Origin of the sequence: Paenibacillus sp. FSL R5-0928 (assembly GCF_037970385.1) — a bacterium.
Lineage (GTDB): Bacteria > Bacillota > Bacilli > Paenibacillales > Paenibacillaceae > Paenibacillus_AQ > Paenibacillus_AQ odorifer.
Map to the genome: position 1 here is coordinate 96,202 of NZ_CP150225.1, position 22,429 is coordinate 118,630.

23 protein-coding genes, 1 tRNA gene, 1 rRNA gene and 2 riboswitches are annotated in these 22,429 nt (G+C 43.7%); of the genes, 15 read left to right on the plus strand and 10 right to left on the minus strand.

Annotated elements, in window-relative coordinates:
• Positions 1-125: 125 nt before the first annotated feature.
• The 10 genes from rrf to MKZ16_RS00485 all read left to right on the plus strand — a co-directional run bounded on the left by rrf (position 126) and on the right by MKZ16_RS00485 (position 8,626).
• Positions 126-242 (plus strand): 5S ribosomal RNA (gene rrf, locus MKZ16_RS00440).
• Between the two features lie 431 nt (positions 243-673).
• A complete protein-coding gene (gene guaB, locus MKZ16_RS00445) occupies positions 674-2,131 on the plus strand; it encodes an IMP dehydrogenase (RefSeq protein ID WP_036679982.1) in 1,458 nt (485 codons plus the stop codon).
• 125 nt (positions 2,132-2,256) lie between these two features.
• A complete protein-coding gene (locus tag MKZ16_RS00450; RefSeq protein WP_036679981.1) occupies positions 2,257-3,651 on the plus strand; it encodes a D-alanyl-D-alanine carboxypeptidase family protein in 1,395 nt (464 codons plus the stop codon).
• A 112-nt stretch (positions 3,652-3,763) separates the two neighbouring features.
• The gene (gene pdxS, locus MKZ16_RS00455) at positions 3,764-4,645 is read left to right on the plus strand and encodes a pyridoxal 5'-phosphate synthase lyase subunit PdxS (protein WP_036679980.1); all 882 of its coding nucleotides are present in this window, start codon (positions 3,764-3,766) and stop codon (positions 4,643-4,645) included.
• 18 nt (positions 4,646-4,663) lie between these two features.
• Positions 4,664-5,260, plus strand: coding sequence for a pyridoxal 5'-phosphate synthase glutaminase subunit PdxT (pdxT, locus tag MKZ16_RS00460; protein ID WP_036679979.1), 597 nt, complete (start codon positions 4,664-4,666; stop codon positions 5,258-5,260).
• Between the two features lie 74 nt (positions 5,261-5,334).
• A complete protein-coding gene (gene serS, locus MKZ16_RS00465) occupies positions 5,335-6,621 on the plus strand; it encodes a serine--tRNA ligase (RefSeq protein ID WP_076100088.1) in 1,287 nt (428 codons plus the stop codon).
• Between the two features lie 67 nt (positions 6,622-6,688).
• Positions 6,689-6,777: transfer RNA gene (locus MKZ16_RS00470), tRNA-Ser, on the plus strand.
• Between the two features lie 146 nt (positions 6,778-6,923).
• A complete protein-coding gene (locus MKZ16_RS00475) occupies positions 6,924-7,265 on the plus strand; it encodes a hypothetical protein (protein ID WP_036679977.1) in 342 nt (113 codons plus the stop codon).
• Between the two features lie 11 nt (positions 7,266-7,276).
• Complete coding sequence (locus MKZ16_RS00480) at positions 7,277-7,429, plus strand: small acid-soluble spore protein P (RefSeq protein WP_036679976.1); 153 nt, start codon at positions 7,277-7,279, stop codon at positions 7,427-7,429.
• A gap of 105 nt (positions 7,430-7,534) precedes the next feature.
• Complete coding sequence (locus tag MKZ16_RS00485) at positions 7,535-8,626, plus strand: hypothetical protein (RefSeq protein ID WP_038568046.1); 1,092 nt, start codon at positions 7,535-7,537, stop codon at positions 8,624-8,626.
• 105 nt (positions 8,627-8,731) lie between these two features.
• On the opposite strand, the gene MKZ16_RS00490 is transcribed toward MKZ16_RS00485, so the two are convergent.
• Positions 8,732-9,301 (minus strand): GNAT family protein, encoded by a 570-nt coding sequence (locus MKZ16_RS00490; protein WP_036679973.1) that lies wholly within the window; start codon positions 9,299-9,301, stop codon positions 8,732-8,734.
• The gene (gene tadA / locus MKZ16_RS00495; protein WP_051491099.1) at positions 9,302-9,823 is read right to left on the minus strand and encodes a tRNA adenosine(34) deaminase TadA; all 522 of its coding nucleotides are present in this window, start codon (positions 9,821-9,823) and stop codon (positions 9,302-9,304) included.
• A 304-nt stretch (positions 9,824-10,127) separates the two neighbouring features.
• Between tadA and MKZ16_RS00500 the strand changes: the two genes are divergently transcribed.
• Both MKZ16_RS00500 and rluF read left to right on the plus strand, forming a co-directional pair.
• Complete coding sequence (locus MKZ16_RS00500) at positions 10,128-12,455, plus strand: sensor histidine kinase (RefSeq protein WP_076106040.1); 2,328 nt, start codon at positions 10,128-10,130, stop codon at positions 12,453-12,455.
• Positions 12,445-13,146, plus strand: a complete 702-nt coding sequence (gene rluF / locus MKZ16_RS00505; RefSeq protein ID WP_036679985.1) for a 23S rRNA pseudouridine(2604) synthase RluF — start codon at positions 12,445-12,447, stop codon at positions 13,144-13,146. The genes MKZ16_RS00500 and rluF overlap by 11 nt, the downstream gene beginning before the upstream one ends.
• A 112-nt stretch (positions 13,147-13,258) precedes the next feature.
• Here rluF and motB read toward each other — a convergent pair whose 3' ends face one another.
• Positions 13,259-14,074 carry a flagellar motor protein MotB gene (gene motB / locus MKZ16_RS00510; RefSeq protein WP_036679969.1) on the minus strand — a complete coding sequence of 272 codons (816 nt, stop codon included), beginning with the start codon at positions 14,072-14,074 and terminating at the stop codon, positions 13,259-13,261.
• The gene (gene motA / locus MKZ16_RS00515; protein WP_036679967.1) at positions 14,058-14,858 is read right to left on the minus strand and encodes a flagellar motor stator protein MotA; all 801 of its coding nucleotides are present in this window, start codon (positions 14,856-14,858) and stop codon (positions 14,058-14,060) included. Before motA ends, motB begins: the two co-directional genes overlap by 17 nt.
• A gap of 206 nt (positions 14,859-15,064) precedes the next feature.
• On the opposite strand from motA, the gene MKZ16_RS00520 reads away from it, so the two are divergent.
• Entirely contained in the window at positions 15,065-15,358 is a 294-nt protein-coding gene (locus tag MKZ16_RS00520; RefSeq protein ID WP_036679966.1) for a hypothetical protein, read from the plus strand.
• Positions 15,359-15,586: 228 nt separating this feature from the next.
• Positions 15,587-15,874 (plus strand): 4a-hydroxytetrahydrobiopterin dehydratase, encoded by a 288-nt coding sequence (locus MKZ16_RS00525; RefSeq protein ID WP_036679964.1) that lies wholly within the window; start codon positions 15,587-15,589, stop codon positions 15,872-15,874.
• 81 nt (positions 15,875-15,955) lie between these two features.
• Here the strand turns inward: MKZ16_RS00525 and MKZ16_RS00530 are convergent, their stop codons facing one another.
• The 6 genes from MKZ16_RS00530 to MKZ16_RS00555 all read right to left on the minus strand — a co-directional run bounded on the left by MKZ16_RS00530 (position 15,956) and on the right by MKZ16_RS00555 (position 21,807).
• Positions 15,956-16,312, minus strand: a complete 357-nt coding sequence (locus tag MKZ16_RS00530) for a cytochrome c (protein ID WP_036679962.1) — start codon at positions 16,310-16,312, stop codon at positions 15,956-15,958.
• Between the two features lie 127 nt (positions 16,313-16,439).
• Positions 16,440-16,925, minus strand: a complete 486-nt coding sequence (locus MKZ16_RS00535) for a GNAT family N-acetyltransferase (RefSeq protein WP_036679960.1) — start codon at positions 16,923-16,925, stop codon at positions 16,440-16,442.
• Positions 16,926-17,114: 189 nt separating this feature from the next.
• Complete coding sequence (locus tag MKZ16_RS00540) at positions 17,115-17,567, minus strand: C40 family peptidase (RefSeq protein WP_232061490.1); 453 nt, start codon at positions 17,565-17,567, stop codon at positions 17,115-17,117.
• Positions 17,568-17,611: 44 nt separating this feature from the next.
• A riboswitch (cyclic di-AMP (ydaO/yuaA leader) is annotated at positions 17,612-17,754 on the minus strand.
• A 362-nt stretch (positions 17,755-18,116) separates the two neighbouring features.
• Complete coding sequence (locus MKZ16_RS00545) at positions 18,117-18,545, minus strand: C40 family peptidase (protein WP_052097401.1); 429 nt, start codon at positions 18,543-18,545, stop codon at positions 18,117-18,119.
• 57 nt (positions 18,546-18,602) lie between these two features.
• Positions 18,603-18,741: riboswitch (cyclic di-AMP (ydaO/yuaA leader) on the minus strand.
• Between the two features lie 217 nt (positions 18,742-18,958).
• On the minus strand, positions 18,959-19,789 hold the full coding sequence (locus MKZ16_RS00550) for a hypothetical protein (protein ID WP_036679984.1): 831 nt from the start codon (positions 19,787-19,789) through the stop codon (positions 18,959-18,961).
• A gap of 11 nt (positions 19,790-19,800) precedes the next feature.
• Positions 19,801-21,807 carry a M1 family aminopeptidase gene (locus MKZ16_RS00555; RefSeq protein WP_076106039.1) on the minus strand — a complete coding sequence of 669 codons (2,007 nt, stop codon included), beginning with the start codon at positions 21,805-21,807 and terminating at the stop codon, positions 19,801-19,803.
• A gap of 103 nt (positions 21,808-21,910) precedes the next feature.
• Here MKZ16_RS00555 and MKZ16_RS00560 point away from each other — a divergent pair, with 103 nt between their 5' ends.
• Complete coding sequence (locus MKZ16_RS00560; protein ID WP_036679953.1) at positions 21,911-22,417, plus strand: YwhD family protein; 507 nt, start codon at positions 21,911-21,913, stop codon at positions 22,415-22,417.
• Positions 22,418-22,429 lie beyond the last annotated feature (12 nt).

Sequence of the window (22,429 nt, forward strand, 5' to 3'; positions counted from 1 at the left end):
TTAGAATGCAAATTCGTTTCGGATTCAGTTTTCAGGCATCAAGCCTGTAATACGCTTAGAAATTCATTGTCACTTCTGGTGATGAACTGAATTTCACGCGGCAGCGTCTGTTTCACAGACGCATGTTTGGTGGCGATAGCGGAGGGGTTCCACGCGTACCCATCCCGAACACGACCGTTAAGCCCTCCAGCGCCGATGGTACTTGGACCGAAGGGTCCTGGGAGAGTAGGACGTTGCCAAGCACACAAGACCACTGTTGAGTAATAGACAGTGGTCTTTTTGTTATGTAAATAGAGAATTCATTAGGCTATATTTTGAAATACTATGATGGAGATAAGCGTGGGTAATAAGATGAGCAGAAATGCATTGTGGATTTTTTATACACTATATGTCCACTGAGCACGGACTAACGTCCAATAATTCGCTTACTCGGGGGCCGTTTTTTGAATACCTACTCTGATGATGTAATGTTCTTGACAGTCCAAATGCCCTTTGCTAAGATGGCAATAATATATTTTTGGATAAGCATCTCAAACCTTAATTGAAGATCTACACTTGTTCAGCCCCCAGATGTACAGAATTGTCTGTCGTGAATGGACTGGAGTCAAAGGTTCTTCTTTCATAAAGTTTGTAGGCGGGTATAATTTAAAACAACCGAGGAGGAATGACCCAGGTGTGGAAAGATAAGTTTGGTAAAGAAGGTCTAACTTTTGATGATGTGCTGCTGGTTCCGCGTAAATCTGAGGTACTGCCTAAAGAAGTGGATTTGACCACAGTTCTAAGTAAGAATGTGAAGTTGAATATTCCACTTATGAGTGCAGGTATGGACACAGTCACAGAAGCAGCCATGGCCATTGCAATTGCTCGTGAGGGTGGCATCGGGATTATACACAAGAATATGCCTGTAGAGCAGCAAGCGGAAGAAGTAGATCGTGTGAAGCGTTCCGAGAGCGGAGTTATTACGAATCCATTCTCACTTACGGCAGAACACATGGTATCTGATGCAGAGCTTTTAATGGGTAAATATCGCATTTCCGGAGTGCCGATTGTAGACAGTGACAATAAACTTGTCGGTATTCTAACTAATAGAGACTTACGCTTTATTCATGATTTCAATATTCAGATTAAAGAAGTTATGACACATGAGAATCTTGTAACAGCTGCTGTGGGTACAACCCTTCAGGAAGCAGAAGGTATCCTGCAACGTCATAAGATCGAGAAGCTTCCCCTTGTGGACGAGAATAATATTCTTAAGGGTCTCATCACCATTAAGGATATTGAAAAAGCTATTCAATTCCCTAACGGAGCCAAAGATGCACATGGCCGTCTACTTGTTGGAGCAGCTGTTGGTATCTCTAAAGACACGTTCGAACGTACTGCAGCATTAGTAAAAGCTGGTGTGGATCTGATCGTCGTCGATTCTGCACATGGTCACCACATTAATATTATTGAAGCGGTTCGCCAAATTCGTGAGTTGTATCCTGATCTTACGATTGTTGCTGGTAACGTAGCTACAGGCGAAGCAACCCGTGAACTTATTGAAGCTGGTGCATCTGTAGTTAAAGTAGGTATTGGACCAGGATCGATCTGTACAACACGCGTTATCGCTGGTATCGGCGTACCTCAGGTTACAGCCATTTATGATTGTGCGACAGTTGCTCGTGAGTATGGAATTCCTATTATCGCTGATGGCGGTATTAAGTATTCTGGGGAGATCACAAAGGCTATCGCAGCTGGTGCTCATGCTGTAATGATGGGAAGTATGTTTGCGGGTACAGAAGAAAGCCCAGGGGAATCTGAGCTTTATCAAGGCCGTAAATTTAAAGTATATCGTGGTATGGGCAGCATGAGTGCCATGAAACAAGGAAGTAAAGACCGTTATTTCCAAGATGATGATAAAAAGCTCGTTCCTGAAGGAATTGAGGGACGTATTGCTTTTAAAGGGCCTCTTTCTGACACTGTTCATCAATTGATCGGCGGATTGCGCTCAGGTATGGGCTATTGCGGTACGAAGTCATTGGAAGAACTGCGTAACGATACTTCATTCATTCGCATCACAAGTGCTGGACTTCGTGAGAGCCACCCGCATGATGTGCAAATTACAAAAGAAGCACCAAACTATTCCGTATAATGGACTAACCGTATTATTTTTTGGACAGACAGGACTATTTCGTCCTGTCTGTCTTTTTTTGCGGGTACCCCTGTGTTAGAATAGAACAAGCTATTGATATGAGATTTAAAGGAGAGTCGTAATCATTGAAGCACAAACGAAAATTTAATGGTAAGCAAATTGTAATTAAGACAGCGACTGTAGGTCTGCTTTTAAATATGTTAATGAACCCAGTAATTCCAGCATTGGCTGAAGCGGGCAAAACTCCGGTTACAACCGAAGGTGCCGCAACTACTACTGAAACTGCACCCAAGACCAACGCAGTTAAGATCCCTTCTGTGGAATCTCTTAACTTGGAATTGAGTTCTGCTATTCTAATAGAACCAACTACAGGCCAAGTACTTATGGCTCTAAATCCAGATACACCACTCCCACCTGCGAGTATGACCAAGATGATGACTGAATATCTTGTATCTGATGCCGTGAAAAAAGGAGACATCTCTTGGGATCAGAAAGTTATCATTCAAGAGAATGCTTCCAAACAGGTCGGATCACGAATTTTTCTGGCAGCTGGAGATGAACATACGGTTAAAGAGCTATACATAGCGATGGCCGTAGGATCGGCGAATGATGCCACAGTTGCTTTGGCAGAATTGGTATCGGGTTCAGAAGAACAATTCGTAGAACTAATGAATCAGACTGCACAGAAGATGGGCATGAAAAATACCTATTTTATTAACTCAACTGGACTTGATCGGGCAGACATGCCGAAGAAATTCCGTCCTGATCTTGATAAAGAGACTGTAATGTCAGCTAGAGATGCAGCTACTCTTGCTAAATTTATAGTTACTGACCACCCGGACTTCACTGAATTTACAACGATTCAGTCTTATAAATTCCGTGATCGGGATACAGCGCCGATCATTAACTACAACTGGATGCTGGAAGCTAACAAAAGTATTCCCAACTTTAAGGCATATGCTTATCCAGGTCTAGATGGACTGAAGACTGGCCATACCACAAATGCAGGTAACTGCTTTACCGGTACTGCTGTGCGTGATGGAATGCGTCTAATCAGTGTTGTTATGGGTGCTAACTCGGAGGCACATCGATTCACAGAAACAAAAAAAGTGCTCGACTACGGATTTAACAACTTTGAAATTAAACAGGTTGTAGCTCCGAAGGCTGTTATTGCTGGCACGGAAACAGTTCCGGTACTGAAAGGCAAGAATAAAGATGTTTCTATAGTTACTGATGAAGGAGTTTCTTTCATTGTTCCTAAGGGAACTGTTTCTCCTGAAGTTACTACAACTGTTGTAACAAATGACCCTGCAACTTTGGTTGCTCCTATTGCTCAGTCCTCTAAAGTAGGTAAAGTTACTTATTCCTACAAGGCTGAAGGCATGCAAGCGGCACAGGAGAAAACAGTTAATCTGATCACTGTAGAGGAAGCTGAGAAAGCTGGCTGGTTCAAGTTGTTCCTTAGAGCGATTGGCGATTTCTTCGGCGATTTATTTTCAGGGATCAAGAACTTGTTCTAATGCAGTTTGGTGTCGAAATCAGCAGTAAATCCGAGTAAATGGGTTGTAGATTTCCCTTCATTGGGGTAAAATTACAAGTTAGATTAAGATAGATCATTCGGGGGGTTAGGACATGGAAACAGGTACATCGCGAGTTAAAAGAGGCATGGCAGAAATGCAAAAAGGCGGCGTCATTATGGACGTCATGAATGCAGAGCAAGCAAAAATTGCTGAGGCTGCTGGTGCAGTTGCTGTTATGGCTCTGGAACGCGTACCTTCTGACATTCGTGCAGCTGGCGGTGTAGCACGGATGGCCGATCCTACAATTGTAGAAGAGGTTCTCAAAGTGGTAAGTATCCCTGTTATGGCTAAGGCTCGTATCGGCCATTATGTAGAAGCGAAAGTTCTAGAATCTTTGGGTGTTGATTACTTGGATGAGAGTGAAGTTCTTACTCCTGCTGATGAAGTATTCCATATTGATAAACATGAGTTCACCGTTCCTTTTGTATGTGGAGCGAAGGATCTGGGAGAAGCACTGAGACGTATTAACGAAGGTGCCTCCATGATCCGTACAAAAGGTGAACCAGGAACAGGCAACATTGTTGAGGCCGTGCGTCACATGCGCTTTATCAACAGTCAAATCCGTAAAGTAACGAATTTGTCCAAGGACGAGCTATATAATGAAGCGAAGAACCTGGGAGTTTCCTACGAGCTGTTGCTCGAAGTGCATGAGCTTGGCAAACTGCCGGTTGTTAACTTTGCCGCTGGGGGTGTAGCTACTCCTGCCGATGCTGCTCTTATGATGCATTTGGGTGCTGATGGTGTATTCGTAGGCTCGGGTATTTTTAAATCGGACAATCCTGAGAAATTTGCGCGTGCGATTGTTGAAGCCACTACACACTATACTGATTACAAACTGATTGCTGAAGTATCCAAGAACCTTGGTGCACCAATGAAGGGGATTGATATTGCAACTCTCACCCCGGCTGAACGTATGTCGGAGCGTGGCCGTTAATAGAGAGAAGGTTGTAGGATGAAGATAGGAGTATTGGCGCTTCAAGGCGCTGTTACGGAGCATATTGTTAGTATAGAGAAGACCGGTGCAGAAGGCGTGCCTATCAAGCGTGTGGAGCAGCTAGAAGAAGTTGAAGGCCTGATTATCCCCGGCGGAGAAAGTACAACGATTGGAAAGCTAATGCGGAAATATGGTTTCATAGAAGCCATCCGTGATTTTTCTGATCAGGGCAAGCCTATTTTTGGCACATGTGCGGGTATGATCGTGCTGGCCAAAAAAATTGCCGGTGGTGAACCGGGGCATTTGGAGCTGATGGATATTACCGTAGCCCGGAATGCATTCGGCCGCCAACGGGAAAGCTTTGAATGTGATCTGGAGGTTAAAGGCATTGATGAGCCGGTTCGTGCTGTATTTATACGTGCACCGCTTATCAACGAGGTAGGACCGGGAGTTGATGTGCTTACAGTCTATAATGATGAGATTGTAACCGCGCGCGAAGGGAACTTGCTGGTGTCTTCTTTTCATCCAGAACTGACCGATGATTTCAGACTGCACCAATATTTTGCCGATATGGTAGAGGCGAATAGGGAAGTCCAACAACAAAATTGCATATAAAGAACATCCTGACTCTTTCAAAGCTGTAATCAGCATTTTGAAAGAGTTTAGGCTGTTTTCAGGAGGGAAACATTGTGTTAGATGTAAAAATACTACGTAGTGATTACGCAAGAGTGGAAGAGGCTTTAGAAAAACGGGGCAAATCGCTGGACTTAATTGCTGATTTTCCACAACTTGATTTGCGTCGACGTGAATTACTGCAAGAAACCGAAGGTCTTAAGAACCGTCGTAATACAGTTTCGGGTGAAGTAGCGAAAAAGAAAAAGAACGGCGAGCCAGCAGATGATCTAATTACAGAAATGCGTACAGTATCTGACCGAATTAAAGAGCTTGATGATGAAGTACGTGAACTGGAAGCTCAGATTGCTGATCTTACTATGAATATCCCTAATATTCCTCATGATTCAGTTCCAGTAGGGAAGTCTGAGGATGATAACGTTGAATTACGCCGCTGGTCGGAGCCCAAAGAGTTCGGATTCACTCCGAAATCACATTGGGAGCTTGCGCAGCAGCTTGATATTATTGATTTCGAAGCTGCAGCAAAGGTTACAGGATCCCGGTTTGTTTTCTATAAAGGACTTGGAGCACGTCTAGAACGGGCGCTGATTAACTTTATGATGGATCTTCACAGTGGTGAGCATAACTATGAGGAAATGCTGCCGCCTTACATTGTGAACAAAGACAGCCTGTATGGTACAGGACAACTGCCTAAATTCGAAGAGGATCTGTTCAAGCTGCGGGATACCGAATACTATTTGATTCCTACAGCTGAAGTACCGGTAACGAACTACTATCGCGAAGAGATTTTGACGGCAGCTGACCTGCCTAAATACCATGTAGCTTACAGCTCTTGTTTCCGTTCTGAGGCGGGCTCGGCGGGCCGTGATACTCGCGGTTTGATTCGCCAGCATCAATTCAACAAGGTAGAGTTGGTGAAGCTCACCACCCCTGAATCCTCTTATGAGGAATTAGAAAAAATGACAGCAGACGCTGAACGTGTGCTGCAGCTGTTAGGACTGCCTTATCGTGTACTTGGGTTATGTACGGCTGATATGGGCTTTACATCGGCTAAGACGTACGATTTGGAAGTGTGGTTGCCTGAGAGTGGGATGTACCGTGAGATCTCCTCTTGCTCAAATACAGAAGACTTCCAAGCACGCCGGGCAAATATTCGTTTCCGTAAGGATCCAAAATCGAAGCCTGAATTTGTTCATACGCTGAACGGCTCTGCTTTGGCTGTTGGACGTACGGTTGCTGCAATTCTTGAGAATTATCAGCAAGAGGATGGCAGTGTTCTGATTCCAGAATGCCTACAACCTTATATGCGCAATGTAAAATCGATACAACCAAAAACTATTTAAAGATATAGTTGCTTTTTCTTTGCATTGTATGGTACAATCCTAATGCATGTGAAATTTAAATGCATTTGGAGAGGTACCGAAGCGGTCATAACGGGGCGGTCTTGAAAACCGTTAGGGTGCAAGCCCACATGGGTTCGAATCCCATCCTCTCCGCCATTCCTTTATGAACTTAAAGAATAATTAGATAGAAACCGTTCCCTCTGGGGGACGGTTTTTTTGTTTTGTTTGGTAGACCTAGTTCTATTGAGAATAAAAAGCTTCATTTCTCCGCAATGTATTAGAGAAGGAGGATGATCATAATCATGGATAGATCATTAGAAGTTGATCAGCATAAGCTTGTCTCAGCCTGGCAGGAGCGTTTGCCGGCGTTGATGGATGATGGGGATAGTTTCAGTGTGCTGGCAGATAATGGGGATCCGAATAGCTTGCTGATTCATTTTAATGCGGCAGGTCATCAAGGCTATTCACTGGATTTTCGCTGCAAGTATGTAGATAGCAGAGAAGTGGCAGTGGATCTGCTGGATGTGGAACAGAGCGGTCTCCATATTGATGAGCGTAGTGATGCCGTACAGCAGTTGGCACAGCAATACTCACGGCAAATTCATGAATGTGCTCAGGCTCTTCAGAACTTGACCAATCCTTAGGAGGAATGAAAATGTCGAAACCAAAAAGTATCCCTGTTCCTGGGGCAGAGCCAACAAGTGGTGAGCGGAGAAAAGACCATGCTCCTTCAGGTCCAGAACCGCTTTCAGGTTCTAAAAAGGTGAAACAAGCGAACCATGTTGACCACCATAATCCACAAGGTTAACAAATAAAAACGTTAAGAATTTTAAAGAAGTGTTTCTTGATTTTTACAAATGGTTTATCATAGGAGGGGGAGAGATTTCTTTTACAATGGGAGAGGAGAACAATAATGAACAAAAAGTGGGGTTTGTCGGCCGCTGCATTGCTGCTTACAGCAGCAGTAATTCTGCCGGGATGTGCAAGTAAACAGGAGGCGCCAAAAGAGGCCTTAAAATCAGCCGCTACTAAAGCGACTACAATGTCATCTTATGAGATGAAGAGTAAATTCACGATCAACGATCTTACGATCGAGACTTCTGACGCTGAATCTGCTGCAATGACTACACAGGTACTTAGTATGCTTAAGAATGCTGATATTACCATTGATGGGGTATATCAAGCTGAGCCAATGCAGACAGAACTAACTATGGTTCTGAATCTGAAAGGCGATATGAGCATGAGCTTTAATGTTCCTATGGTAATGACTGCCGAGAAGTTGTATGTTAAGATTCCATCTATTCCTTTCGTACCGATTCCTGAGACGATCCTCAATAAGTTTGTAGAGGTTGATCTGAAGGCGTTGGCAGAGCAGGAGGGTGCAGAATTTAACCCAAGTACGATGGATACTCAAAAAATGCAGAAGCTGTCTAATGAAGTGGTGGACACTGTCCTAGCTGAATATGACGAAGAAAAATATTTTAACGAGATTGATCCCAAAGATGCTAATTTACCAGAAGGTGTGGAAGCTAAACAAGTCGTTCAGTTCCAAGTGACTAACGATAATGTTAAAGAAGCAATCACTATCTTGGTGAATAACGCCCTGCCTAAAATCATTGATATCGTAAGCAAGGAAGAATACAAGGATATGCTGCAGATTAAAGATGCAGATCTAGCTAAGGCTAAAGAAGAACTGACATCAGGTGAAGCTAGAACTGAATTGGATAAGGGCTTAGCTGATCTTGATAAGTACCTTACCATCAACCAGTTCCACTATAATACTGCGATCGATAAAGATGGATACGCTGTGTATCAGGATTTATTGATGGATGTTAAAGTAAATGATCCGGAAGATGGCACAAAAGTGGCCTTCTCAGTAAATGGAACGGGCCAATACAGTAAAATCAACGAGAAGCCGGTATTCAAGATTGGTATCCCTCAAGGTGATGATGTAATTACAATGGATCAACTTGGAGAAGAATTCGGTGGTATGGGAACTTATTAATCCCAGTTAGCAAGATTAAGACCCGCATGATGCGTATATTATACGCCCATGCGGGTCTTTTTTTAGGAAAAAAAGTAGCACTCATTCCTGCGACAATGCAGAATCTTATTTCCGTTCCTCAGTCAGCACATCTTCGGTTAAGATTGCGTAGGTTTGGTGATCCTGCCACTGTCCATTTATTTTAAGATACTGACGGGCGATCCCTTCAGGTTTGAACCCACTCTTCTCCAGGACTCTTCGGGAAGCTTCATTATGCAATAAAATAGCTGCTTGAACTCTATGTAGACCTAAGGCCCGGAACGCATAGCCGAGGACTAATCCGACTGCTGCTGTCATATAACCTTGTCCTTGCATCCGATGATCCATTAAATATCCTAAATCAGCATATTGTGCTATACCTCGTGAGACGTTGGACAATGTGATCTGTCCGATTAGCTGTCCATCCAGCAGATAAATGCCGAACATATAAGCTCTGTCCTGTAGGGCGTCCTCAATACGCTGATTGATGATCTGTTGTTGACTCTCCAGGGTAAAGAAGTGCTCATCACGTTTTGGCTCAAACGGTTCATGGGTTACCCGGTTATTTAAACGAAGCTCCAGCAGGCTCTGTGCATCCTTAAGCTCAAGTGGAGAAATATAGATGCCTTGAGAGGTATGATATAGAGTAAGGGTCATTTAGGAGTCCTCCTTTTGTTTTATTGGCTTTTTACGTAAACGGCGAAAGAAGGAGGTGAGTAGATCTGCACATTCTTCTTGTAAAACACCCTGTATTACCTCAGTTCTATGATTAAATCGCGGCTCTTCAAGCAAGTTCATGAGGGTGCCGGCACATCCAGCTTTAGGGTCAGGCGTTCCATATACCGTGAGAGGCACTCTGGACTGCACTATTGCTCCTGCACACATCGGACAAGGTTCTAGGGTGACGTACAGCTGGCAATCCAGCAGACGCCAAGAATTTATGACATTGCTGGCCTCACGAATGGCTACCATCTCAGCATGGGCTGTCGAATCCATTGTCGTTTCTCGTAAATTGTATCCACGTCCTATAATTTCACCATGTCGAACAATGACAGCGCCAATAGGAACCTCACCTAATGCCTCAGCTTTACGTGCTTCTGCGATCGCCTGCCTCATCCAATATTCATGAACCGCTTGTATATCTTCTGGCGATTCACTGGCTTTAATATTCAAGATCATCTTCCCTTCTTCTATAACCATTGTACAACGAACAAATATTCGTTCTTAACAAAATGTGCATAACTCTGTGGATAACAGCCTACTTATACACATTTTTGTACACACCGGACTTTAATAATTTGTTTATATGTGCATAAGATGTGGATGGTTTCTTATATATTGTAGAGAAACACCTTTTGAATTTCAATATTTGGTGAATTAATAGGCTTGTTTTAAATGTCCTTTTCAAATGAGGGGGCAAAAGGTATGATGTTTATTATAGGCTCCGCAAGGATTTACCAGTGGATAAGAGGTGAATAACAGTTTGTCCATAAAGACAAAACTATCTGCTATTATTTTTGGAGCGGTACTGCTAATTTTAGCATTGAATCTGACATTTAACCTTTATGCCGCTCAGAATAATCTAAGAAATGAAAACGTAAATAATATGCAGATCACCGCTATGCAAATGGCTGTTTCTGTAGAACAAAGTAACTATAGCTCTAACTATGTAGAATATCAAATCGCGCATAACTTAAGAATGGCTGCCATCTTTGCCTCTAAGGAATTGGGTCCGGATTATAAGAATATAACCAACGTTCAACTAAAGGCCCTAACTTCCAAGTTGGGCGTGTCTAATATTTCAATTCTGGTAAAGACTGATAATGATATCGTGGTGACAAGGGCATCAAATCCGATTGATATTGGAATGTCCACTCAAGGTTGGGGTTACTGGTACCTTGCCCTTTTGGAGTTATTTGATAATCAGGAAGTCACTGTGGGACAAGGTCAGGCATTGGATCATTTTTGGTCAGGCCCATTTGAATATTCAACCTACAATCCCGATTTCATTGAGAAGTGGGGTTATTATCATGATGAAGCAAGTAACTACATCATTAATCCTGTTATTCTCAATACTGCGGCTAGTGAATATGTCAAAATCACCAATCCCGATCAAATTGTAGAGCGAACCAAAGAAGTTAATCCAGGGATTTTAGAGCTTACAGGATTTAATCCAACAACATTTGGTTTAGCGAGTATGGCGGGCGATGGAAGCGATGCATTTAAAAAGAAACTTGGCAACCGCCCAATTAAGTTCGGTACCTATACTTATGGTAATGTGGAGCAAGATAAAGCGGCCATTCTATTAGCTCAGCAGAAGCAGAAGCCAGTTACACTGGAGACGAGGGTACATGGGAAAAGAGTGCTCAAAAGCTTCATTCCTATTCAGAATCCTAAAATGGAGCCTTACGTAATCGGTGTAGTTTTGGATTATTCTGTGATTTCATCCGTAGTTCATGAACAATTAGCCAATTATTTGACTACGTCTCTGTTGTTGCTGGCATTATTTTTGCTATGTAGTTACATACTTTCAGGTTTTATTACTCGTCCAATTCAGGCTATACTTGCCAAAGTCAATGATGTAGCGCGAGGTAAGTTCGAACCTCCATTAAAGGTAACCTCTCGTGATGAGTTAGGTCAATTAGCCTTGCGGATTAACGCTATGACTTCTCATCTTATGCAACGCACCAATCGTCTCAAGCAGACGCTAGAAGAGAACCGGGCGGTTAAGGAACATTTGGAATCCGTAATTAACGGTACGTCTGATGCGATTCATACGTTGGATATGGAGGGACGAATCACTAGCACTAACAGGGCCTTTGAGGAGCTGTATGGATGGAGTGCAACAGAAGTGATAGGCAATATGCCATATCTTGTACCCGCGACAGCGCTTAAGCAAGAGGAAGAGCGGCTTGACGCGTTAAGAAATGGTGCAGTTCTGCCGCCGATCGAGACAGTGAGACTTAAACGGGACGGATCATTAGTTGAGGTTAGCGTTAGTACCTCGATAATTCGAGATGAAGAGGGTTACCCCCATTCCTTTATTCACGTTTCTCGTGATATGACGGAACGCAATCGAATGGAGGAGCTGCTTAGACGCTCTGAGAAACTAACTACAGTCGGCCAATTGGCCGCAGGAGTAGCTCATGAGATTCGTAACCCTCTTACCACATTAAAAGGATTTCTACAGCTTCAACAGGAGAAGGAGCTCTTGGTTCCGCTTCATGTAGAGCTGATGTTATCCGAGCTGGAGCGGATTAATCTTATTGTCAGTGAATTTTTAATCCTGGCTAAGCCGCAAGCCGTTCATTTTCAGGAAAAAGATCTTCGCTACATATTAGGTGATGTAGTTTCTCTATTGGATAGTCTGGCTCATCTACATGATATTCAATTTAGTACGAAATTCTCTGAACAACCTGCTACTGTACATTGTGAAGAGAACCAGCTGAAGCAGGTATTCATTAATATTGTTAAAAATGCAATTGAGGCTATGCCTGAGGGTGGCGTCATTTCAATGGAACTGTGGAACTCTGTGGATTGCGTCTTTATAGTAATCAAAGATCAGGGTGAAGGGATTCCAGAGGACGTGCTGCCTAAGCTGGGTGAACCGTTCTTCACGAATAAGGAATCGGGGACTGGTCTTGGGTTAATGATTAGCCAGCGTATTATTCAGGCTCATAAGGGTCATTTGGAAATACAAAGTGAAGTTGGCCGGGGGACAACCGTTATGATTAAGCTGCCTGCAGCTGGAGGGGGTACACCTTGGCTTAACATTAAGGATGAACGGAGTGAAGAACAACGTGAGAATTAATAAATTCATCAGTGAGACAGGGTACTGTTCACGCCGAGAAGCAGACAAGCTTGTGGATGCCGGCAGAGTTACGATCAACGGAGAGCCTGCTGTGCTGGGCAGTCAGGCTGTTCCGGGCGATGATGTGCGAATAGATGGTATAGCGCTTGAAACCTCAAGCCAGACGGTCTACATTGCTCTAAACAAGCCGGTAGGGATTACATCAACCACAGAACAGCATATCAAGGGGAATATTGTCGATTTTGTAGGTCATCATGAGCGTATATTCCCGATTGGTCGTCTCGATAAGGATTCGGAAGGATTAATCCTGCTTACCAATGATGGCGACATCGTTAATAAAATTTTGCGGGCGGAAGGCCGGCATGAAAAAGAATACGTGGTTACCGTGGACAGACCCATTACGCCTTCTTTTATTACCGGCATGTCCAGCGGTGTGAAAATATTAGGCGAGAAGACGCTGCCCTGTGAGGTAACGCGTATTACGGAGCGTGTCTTCCGTATTATTTTGACAGAGGGCAAAAATCGCCAGATTCGTCGTATGTGCAGCGCTTTTGGGTATGAGGTTCGAAAGCTGCAACGCATTCGGATTATGAATATTCGCCTGGGGGCATTGCAAACGGGAGAATGGCGTGAGCTGTCTGCTGATGAGAAGAAAGAGCTTGGAGCTACGCTGAACTACGAGTTACTGTAGGAGTGTCATTACAATAATACAGTTCCATATAGAATGTAGTACTGCAACAAAAAAAGAGCTGTCCGGGGTCTAAGACCTTTGGACAGCTCTTTTTATTACCTTACGAAATCACTTATTCAGCAGAGGGAACAATCCCTGTAAACTCTTTGGTTTCTTGATATTTTCGAATAATGGAAACCTCTACCCGGCGATTCTTGCTTCGACCGGTAGCTGTGTCATTATCGGAAATAGGATGATACTCGCCGTATCCAATCGCACTAAATTTGCGTGGATTTAAATTCGTGTTCTGCAGCAAAATCTTCATGAACTGAAGTGCCCGATCCGCACTCAGATCCCAGTTGGATGAATAGTTGCTATTAGAAATCGGAATATCGTCGGTGTGCCCCTGCACTACTACATCATAATCCGGGAATTGCTGCAGCATCGTTGAGATGGATTTAGCTAATTGCCGCGAATCATCCTTAACAATGGCTTGGCCAGAAGCGAACAATGCGTTATCACTGATCGTAATCATTAGCTGAGATTGATTAAGCTTCGTACTGAGCAGATCAGTTAGGCCGTTGCTCTTAATATATTGATCGAATTGTTTCTTAAGCTTCTCTAAATCCTCTTGTTCCTTTTGTCGTAGCTTTGCCATTTCTGCTTCTTCAGCTTTCTTGGAAGTAGAGCTACCCATCTTATCATTTTTCCCTAGATCTTCTTGAGTCTTACTAGGCATTGCTGCCCGCTCTTCAAGAATACCTGTACCGCCATTAAGTGCGGAACTGAAGGCCTGACTCATCTCTTCAAATTTCTTGGCATCCGTTGCACTCATAGAATACATAACGATGAACAGAGCCACCAGAAGAGTCATGAGGTCGGAGTATGGTAACAGCCACGATTCATCGGCATGTTCTTCATGCTCTTCGTGTCTAGTCTTTTTGCTCACCTGATCCACCGTCCTTCTCATTTAACTTAACGCGTTGCGAAGGTGTTAGGAATACAGCAAGCTTCTGATTGATGGCAATAGTAGATACACCGGACTGTATGGACAAAAGACCTTCGACCATCATCATTCGAACTTCGATTTCTTGTTTGGAGAGACGTTTCAGCTTATTAGCAATAGGATGCCATAATACGTAACCTGTAAAGATACCAAGCAATGTGGCGATGAAGGCAGCCCCGATTGCCGCAGCCAGTTTGTTCATATCACTCATATCAGCCAGAGCGGCGATGAGACCGATAACCGCCCCGAGCACCCCGAGGGTAGGAGCATACATACCTGCCTGTGAGAAAATGAGGGCTCCTGCTTTATGTCTATCCTCTGTGGCGTGGATATCCTCCATGAGGACATCGCGGACAAAATCCTGATCATTTCCATCAATAATCATCCGCATGCCGTTTCTGAGGAAGTTATCTTCTATTTCATCGACCTTTGATTCTAGAGCCAACAGACCTTCACGCCGTGTGATAGAAGCCCATTCCATGAACATAGTGATTAATTCGGGTTTACTGATTAATTTCTTTTTGATAAAAATCATTTTGAACAGACTTGGAATCTTTTTGACCTCGTTGAAAGGAAAGGCCATGAAAATAGAAGCTGCCGTACCCACCAAGATAATAACGTAAGCAGCGGGTGTGGCCAAAGCATGAAGTGGAGCGTGCTTGAGGATCATGCCCCAGATTACAGCAACCAAACCAAAAATTAAACCAATTATTGTTGAAATTTCCATTTTGCACCTCGTCCGTGAGATTTAAGATGTGTTCCGACAATGCCGCGTATATCATCCTTGAAACAGCGGCAGGGCACTCTGTGCGAAACCGAATTAACGTATATTCTTATTTATCGACATCATTCGGTTTTTTGTGAAGTCATTTTTTCGGCTATAATGGATAAGGTAAGTAATTATTCATCTGTGAAGAAAACGGAGTGATATACGTGGGTGTAAAGCATGGTAGAGATTACGGTGAAATTCTAACCGATTTGACCGAAGCCGTCGGACGAATTTCCGATGGATATTTATTTTTTGAGATGGATCCGGACGAGTGGCAGGAACTACCCCAAGAATCAAAGCTGGAGGTATGGGAAGCATTGGCTGAGGATCTTTTCTTCGCGCTGGGTAATGAACCTATGATTGAAGTGGGGAGCGGCGTAATTATTTACGATAAGGACACTCACCGCATTAATATTTTAGTTGGCGAAGAGGATTTGGCTTCAGTAGTTTTGATTTAGGCAGAGGAGACGTCTGGACTTAATTTGCCCGTAGTTAGTAGCCCGTGTTAAAATTGATAAAGCCGAGTTATAATCGCTGGGATTTGTGAATACATTTAATCGAAAATATCGCCTTTATCCTGGCACATCCCTTGGACCTCAGAAGCTAAGGGATGTTTTGTTTAACGCCTAAGACAAGTAAAGGGAACTACGCACTTTACTGCAATTTTTTGTAAGGGAGGAAACGAATTGTTATTTACGGAAGAGGAACTGCGTGAGGAGATCACCAAGCTGGAGGGCTGGAAACTGGAAGATAATGTTATGGTGCGAAAATATATGTTCAGCCAATATATGAAGGGCATTGCGTTCGTTGATGAAGTAGCCACGATTTCAGAAGCCTTCGATCACCATCCACATATTACGATTGATTATAAAACAGTTACCCTGCGCCTGAAATCTAATGAAGAAGATGGGATTACAGCTCTAGATCTTCGAGAGGCGCATGAATTTAATGAAGCCTTTGAAAAAAATCATTAGTTTAGCCAAAATCATAAAATAAACGCCCGTGCACAGATAGTCACCTATCTCATACACGGGCGTTTTTGGTTGCTTGGCTGGTTACTTTTTCTCTGAGAGCCAGAGTGCGACGTTGGCGATCTCTTCAGGAGCTAGCTTCTCCTTAAAGGAAGGCATTTGGCCACGTCCTTTGGTGACGATGCTGTAGATTTCCTCAGCGTCATGCTGACCGCCTTCATTCTGAAGACTTGGTCCAACTCCACCTTGAAGCTGATCGCCGTGACAGGTGATACAGCTGGCTTTCACGGTTGCTTCTGCCTTTGCCGCGTCCAGTTGAACTACCGGCATCGTGGGCTTATTTTCTTCTGCTACCTCTTCTTTACCCGGAAGTGTAAACATGAGTACTACCGCAAAGGCACAGGCGGCAAAAAACAAACCGCTCATGATCCATTTCTGCATCCCAATTCGTCCCTTCTATGTAAGCTGCTCCCTACATTATAGCTTATGGTGAAGCGTTATCATAGGGTTTGTGACAAAAAAATGAACGAGAATACAATCATTCTTATGAAATATCTGGTATTTAATATCATTTGTCATAGACCATGCAATAAAAAGGTTTGTCTCCTGTAGGTGTGCGGCGTTCATACGTATCTGTAATCGTAAATCCACATTTTTGATAAGTTCGAATGGCGCGTTGGTTCCAGGTCAGGACTTCCAGATCTATCTCACGATCAGGATAACGATTCAAGGCTGTCTGGACGATGGCATCTACGAATAGTTTGCCTAAACCATGGCCGCATAGATCGGGGCGCATCCCAACTCCTAAACGGACGACTCCTTCCATCGGGAACAACTGTGCGAATCCGCACAAAACCTCATTTTCATTTAATATGGAGATATATTGTTCCTCCCGGAGCTGCGGATCACCAAACTCGATGCCAAGAGCCTGCATCTGCTCCCACGGCATCCAGCCATAAATATTATATGGGGGCGTATAGCTCCACTTACAAATAGCTTCTCCGTGAATTGCCTCCATAGGAACAACATGAAAAGTTACCGAGGGATTTATCATAAGGTCAACGATCTCCTTTCACGAGGACATTGCTATATTACTAATTATATACAAAATGGGGGAGGTTCGACTCAGAAACTTTATATGAGGGGGAATGTTTTACAAATTATGAGAGGGGTAAATAAGTAATAAGACAAAAAAACAAGCTCTCCTCCAAGAGTACCTTGGAAAAGAGCCTATGTACGTTATTTATTGCACATCATCATTGTCTTCCGATTCAGCAGCAACCGATTGGTAAGCGTCTGTGCTCATAATGCGCTTGGCACCAACGTAGCGTTTCACGTAGTAGCTATCACTCAGAGAGCTAATCGTAACACCGCGTGAGGTAGAAGCGTGTGCGAACTTACCTTCACCGACATAAATGCCGACATGGGAGACACCTTTGCCACTTGTATTGAAGAATACAAGATCTCCGGCTCTTATATCATCACGGGAGATTGCTGTGCCCATTTGATATTGGGAACCTGATTGGTGTGGAAGGTTAATGCCAATCTTATCAAACACATACATTGTAAATCCGGAGCAATCAAATCCGTTAGTGGATATACCGCCGGATACGTATTTAGTACCGATGGCCTTGTCAATCACTTTATCCATTTTGGAATCTGCGAAAGCGCTTCCTGCTCCGATGGTGAGGATGATGGAAAAGCTTAGTACTGCTGCTGCTAACTTCTTCTTCAAAAGTGTATACCCCTTCCAAATGCCTACGAGGTTAGCTTAAGGGTTCGGTTGAAGGTCCCCTATGACCCCTCTATATAATGGAGGTCAATTCACCCAAAGTTGGTTCCCCCGTTTTCCTAATAGTTAGGAAACTCGGCTCATACTGTTGATTAGGATTAGCTTGTAATCAATACATGACAAAACCTTTGTAAATAACAACTTAATGATTACAAAAATGTTACTAAAATCTCACTGCGCTAATTGTAACAAACAGAAAGCCGCTTGGCAATCGTTTTTAACATATTAATGCAGAAAAATTGGAATTTTTACGGTAGAAAGGCATATGTAAGCGTTAATAATGACCTAATTTTTAATATAATTGCAATTTTTATCAAATAAACGTGTTTCAATTGGGCTCTAATAGTGTAAAAATATATTATGGAATAAAGAAAAACCCGAATTTGATTACGGGCATAATCAGATTCAGGTTCATATAGTTGTAATTGTGAGGTTATAGTTGTGAGGAAGGTTTCAATCGAAGGCTACAGCTTGATAAGCTGAAGTACTCATTACTCTTTTAGCGCCAACATAACGATTGGCCCAGTAGGCCTGACTGAGTGAAGTGATGGTCACTCCACGCGAAGAGGACGATTGTGCGAATTTTCCGTTTCCAACATAAATGCCGACATGGGATACTCCATTGCCAAGTGTGTTAAAGAACACTAGATCACCAGAACGCAGATTGCTTTTGGATACAGCAGTTCCAACGCTATATTGAGCTTTTGATGTACGAGGTAAAGTAAGACCCACATTCTTGAATACATACTTTGTAAATCCAGAGCAATCAAATCCGGCAGTGCTTGTACCTCCGGTTTTATAGGCAACTCCAATAGTCTTTGAGATTACAGAGTCCATTTTAGAGTCGGCAAAGGCGCTTCCTCCACCAATAGATAATGCCATTACAAGTCCTAGCGCCGCAGCGACGCATTTTTTTCTTAAATTATGTCTTTTCAAAAGATGTACTCCTTCCAAGGCCTGCGAGGTTAGCTTAAGGGTTCGGTAGAAGATTCCCTATGATCCCTGTAAAGCGAGATCAATTCACCCAAAATATGGTTCCCCCACTTCCCGGTGCAAAGGAATTAGGCGTGTTAAGCACCAGAGAATGACGTTTCGACAGTTACACTTACGATAAATACATTTAGTTATGTAGGAATCGTTTCAATTGATTACAAAATTGTTACTAATAGCACAGGACTTATTGTAACAGAGCTTTTACGATTTTGCAAATACTCTTAAGTTATCCGTAATGAGAAAAAGTCCCAGCTCCTGAATACAGGAATTGGGACCTTTTTATTATGTCAAATAAGGTTGATTTATTGTGGAAATGCTTTGCTACGCCATAGATGATATTGTGCAGAGATTCCCCACATTTTTAAGAGCGTAGAAGGTAGTGGTGAGATTTGCCGTATTATAAGTGCCGGTAGGCCGGGACAGAACAGACCCGTCAGTCCGCACACTAGCAGTAAGAGCAGGCCTCCCGCCCCAAGTACAATGGAAACACCTATAGCAGGAATCAGTGACCGCAAGCAGATGATCAGTGAGGAGAACATTCCTGTACCGCCGGTGTAACCAAACTGCATATATAGAAGAAACAGGCGCACGATAAAAATATATATAAGCCATGCCAATACGTATGGTACTAAATGAAGTAACAAAGCGTAGTTAAACAAAGAGGATAAGAACAGCCCGTACATTTTTGGAGCAAGCCAGTAAAGCGGCAGCAGGGTCAGCACCCATTCGATTAGGCTAAAGACTAAGACAGGTAGTCCATAGATCTTCATGCCAGGGAAAAAGAACAGTCCACGCTCGCCCTTTCGCTCCTGGTGGAGCTCATGCAGCAATCCTGCCCTTATGAAAGGGGAAAGCAGAAGTCGCAAGACAACAAGCGCCAGAAGCATCCATAACCAAGTGCGTATCGCAGGGTCCGTATTCAAGCTGAACTGTCCCTCGATATAATACAACAGTCTGCCCATACCGCTGCCTCCGGCGTCTTTATCCGGATAGCGCAGTAGAATTGGAATAATAGCAGATCGGATGAAACCATACATAAAGTAGCCCCAGAGCAGTCGGTAGATGAAGAGCAGAATTAAAATATAAAATTGCTCCTTCATGCTTTGCCAGCCGCGGGTTATCGATGTTCTCACAATCATTCACCTCACCAGACAAGAGTTCCGAGCACGGTTTCAAGTAGTTTAGTTACACTTAATGTCCAGCGAGAGAGCGTCTTGGGCTCTATTTCCGCCAGCCTAAAGTTGTTTAGATGTTTGCTCTCCAATAAGATGGAATGTTCAGGGTCAATCTCAGCAGAGAGAAGAGGCTTATCGCTTAACAATTGAAACGTAGTCTCTGCTCCTTCACCGTTCCAGACCCGCTGCACCGAAGAGCTGTCGGCGAATGTGAATTTCACGGGAACATCAACGTAATGGCTCCCTTTGTTTGAAATCTTCACTAATGATTCGTAGCTTGGGGCATCGCCGCTGTTATTTTTTTTAAAAGTAATCGTATCTACTGAGAAGTCAGGCGCTCCATCACCATAAATGTAATCATCGAAATAGGCCTGCCATGATTTTTTGGTTACCTTCTCAACGACTTTCTGAAAATCTGACGTAGCAGGATGCTCGAAACGGAACTTACGAGCGTAGGAGGACATGATGTTGTTCATTGCTTTGGTACCTACCTGGCGTTCGATATCTTTAAGTACAAGCTTGCCGCGGATATAAACATTTCGGCTATAGGAATCCGCCCCTGCATATTTCCACGTTTCCAGATTTAACGGCTCAGGTATAGTTACCAGGCTGGCCTGTAAAGGCAAATTAGACTTGATACCGTATTCTTGCTCCATAAGTCTGTCTTCGGCATAGGAAGTGAAGCTTTCATCCAGCCAGGCCTCCTCGAATTCATTACTGGCTATCATACCGTAGAAGTATTGATGGCCGATTTCATGAATGACGGTTCTTTCAAGTGAGGTATCTGGAGAAGAATCCGCGGCCCCAAAGGCTGTAATAAGGGTAGGGTATTCCATTCCTCCAGCACCGTTGCCCTCCTTAGGTGGGACGACAATAGACAGCGTAGAGTAGGGATAAGGACCATACCATTTGCTGAAGTAGGTCAGGGCAGCCTTGGCAGCCTGAAGGTAACGCTCTTTTAAATCTTTGTGTAGTGGGTCGAGATACACCTTAATTCGTACTCCAGGCACCTCCGGCGTAGAGAAGGCTTCCTCAGCTACTGTAAAATCAGGGGAAGCGGCCCAAGCGAAATCGTGGACATCATCGGCGTAGAACTGATATATTTTCTGATCTTGTTTGAGCTTGGCATTTTTTACAGGAAATCCGGTCGCAGCCACCGTATAGTTGGAAGGGACGGCAATCGTTACATTAAAGATGCCAAAATCACTGTAAAACTCAGAGGTTCCGTGATACTGATGCAGGTCCCAGCCTTCTTCTTTAACTCCGCGTGTGCCCCTCGGCTCGTATACACTAAGCTTAGGGAACCATTGCCCAGCCATAACGAAGTTACCTGAAGCACCCATGCGTGCAAAGATTTTGGGAAGCTGGACTTCATACTGAAGCTTAAGTGTTACACTTTCCCCACCATTAACAGGCTGAGGAAGATGTACCTTTAGGAGCGTCTTATCGTTGATATTGCCGTCATCAGGTTGGACATATTGCACTCTTTGCATTAGCGAAGTTCCTTCTGTCGTGCGCAGATCGGTCAGCGTCATATTTCCGAAGCCATTCTCAGGCATACTGTCGCCTCTGAGCGTCCCCCCGGATTCCTTCATAAAGGTGGTATCTGATGAGGCAAATGCATTTGGATACATGTGAAAATATAAATCACTTACTGGCTTTACTCCGGGGTGTGTCCAGGTTACTGTCTCAGAAGCTTTTAAGGTTTCTGTGTCAGGAACAAGCTGGACATCAATGTGATACTCGACTACCCGCTGGCTTAAAGCCTCCTCTGCCGGGACGGGCGCGCTCTCAGGCAATACCTGCTGTGGTAGGGCTGCAGGCGCTGTGCCGCTGGAGGACTTGGCCTCTTTTGAAGCAAAGCTAGTAACAGAAGCTGTAGAGCTATCCCCTGAAAAGGCCCATATTCCTCCTCCCAGCAGCGCGAGGATGGCCAGGGTCGCAAAGATGATGTACTTTAATGACAGTGACTTCATAGTGTGATTCCTCCCGTGACAAGCATCTACGGGATGTATATGTTTGCAATCGCCGCATTATTAGCTAAAATTAAATTATTCGTAAGAGGAAGGGTGTGCACTCGTGGACAACATACAACCGGAGGGCAAGAAACAGATTGCCTTAAATATTGTGAACGCTAAAAGTAAACATAAAGGCTTTGGAGCAGGCTCTATAGATCTCAACAACGTTTCACCTGTCATTATTGATGGTGATGTGGCGGTTATTGATATCGGTGCCATGCATGCCAAGAGCAAAGTGGAAAAAGGAATTAAATTTTCCATGAATCGTGAAGATGTACCGAATGGAAGACAGGTTTGGGTGGTATGGGTAGCGGTAGACCGTACATTGGAAGCTCAATTTTATGGTGGAATCACAGCCTGTGAAATGTGGATTGATACAGAAGCGCGCCGCGGATGGAAAATTCTTGCCGAGCATGTCAATAAGCTGGATGCAGCTCTTAAACGCAAGATCGATGTGGCAGGGCTTGGAGCCATTGAGAAGTCGGCGCTCAAATCCCTTCTGATCTCTCATAATGAAGCATGGTGGAATGCATCCTCAGATGAGCTTAAAGCTGCACTGACTGAATAGTATAGGAGCCTC

Bases quoted from the DNA above. Each gene is read 5' to 3' on its own strand.
- MKZ16_RS00485 (WP_038568046.1), top strand. From the start codon at position 7,535: ATGAACAAAAAGTGGGGTTTGTCGGCCGCTGCATTGCTGCTTACAGCA.
- MKZ16_RS00475 (WP_036679977.1), top strand. From the start codon at position 6,924: ATGGATAGATCATTAGAAGTTGATCAGCATAAGCTTGTCTCAGCCTGG.
- motA (WP_036679967.1), bottom strand. From the start codon at position 14,858: ATGGAAATTTCAACAATAATTGGTTTAATTTTTGGTTTGGTTGCTGTA.
- MKZ16_RS00545 (WP_052097401.1), bottom strand. From the start codon at position 18,545: ATGGCATTATCTATTGGTGGAGGAAGCGCCTTTGCCGACTCTAAAATG.
- MKZ16_RS00530 (WP_036679962.1), bottom strand. From the start codon at position 16,312: ATGCAGAAATGGATCATGAGCGGTTTGTTTTTTGCCGCCTGTGCCTTT.
- MKZ16_RS00555 (WP_076106039.1), bottom strand. From the start codon at position 21,807: ATGAAGTCACTGTCATTAAAGTACATCATCTTTGCGACCCTGGCCATC.
- pdxS (WP_036679980.1), top strand. From the start codon at position 3,764: ATGGAAACAGGTACATCGCGAGTTAAAAGAGGCATGGCAGAAATGCAA.
- tadA (WP_051491099.1), bottom strand. From the start codon at position 9,823: ATGATCTTGAATATTAAAGCCAGTGAATCGCCAGAAGATATACAAGCG.
- MKZ16_RS00490 (WP_036679973.1), bottom strand. From the start codon at position 9,301: ATGACCCTTACTCTATATCATACCTCTCAAGGCATCTATATTTCTCCA.
- MKZ16_RS00480 (WP_036679976.1), top strand. From the start codon at position 7,277: ATGTCGAAACCAAAAAGTATCCCTGTTCCTGGGGCAGAGCCAACAAGT.
- MKZ16_RS00535 (WP_036679960.1), bottom strand. From the start codon at position 16,925: ATGATAAATCCCTCGGTAACTTTTCATGTTGTTCCTATGGAGGCAATT.
- pdxT (WP_036679979.1), top strand. From the start codon at position 4,664: ATGAAGATAGGAGTATTGGCGCTTCAAGGCGCTGTTACGGAGCATATT.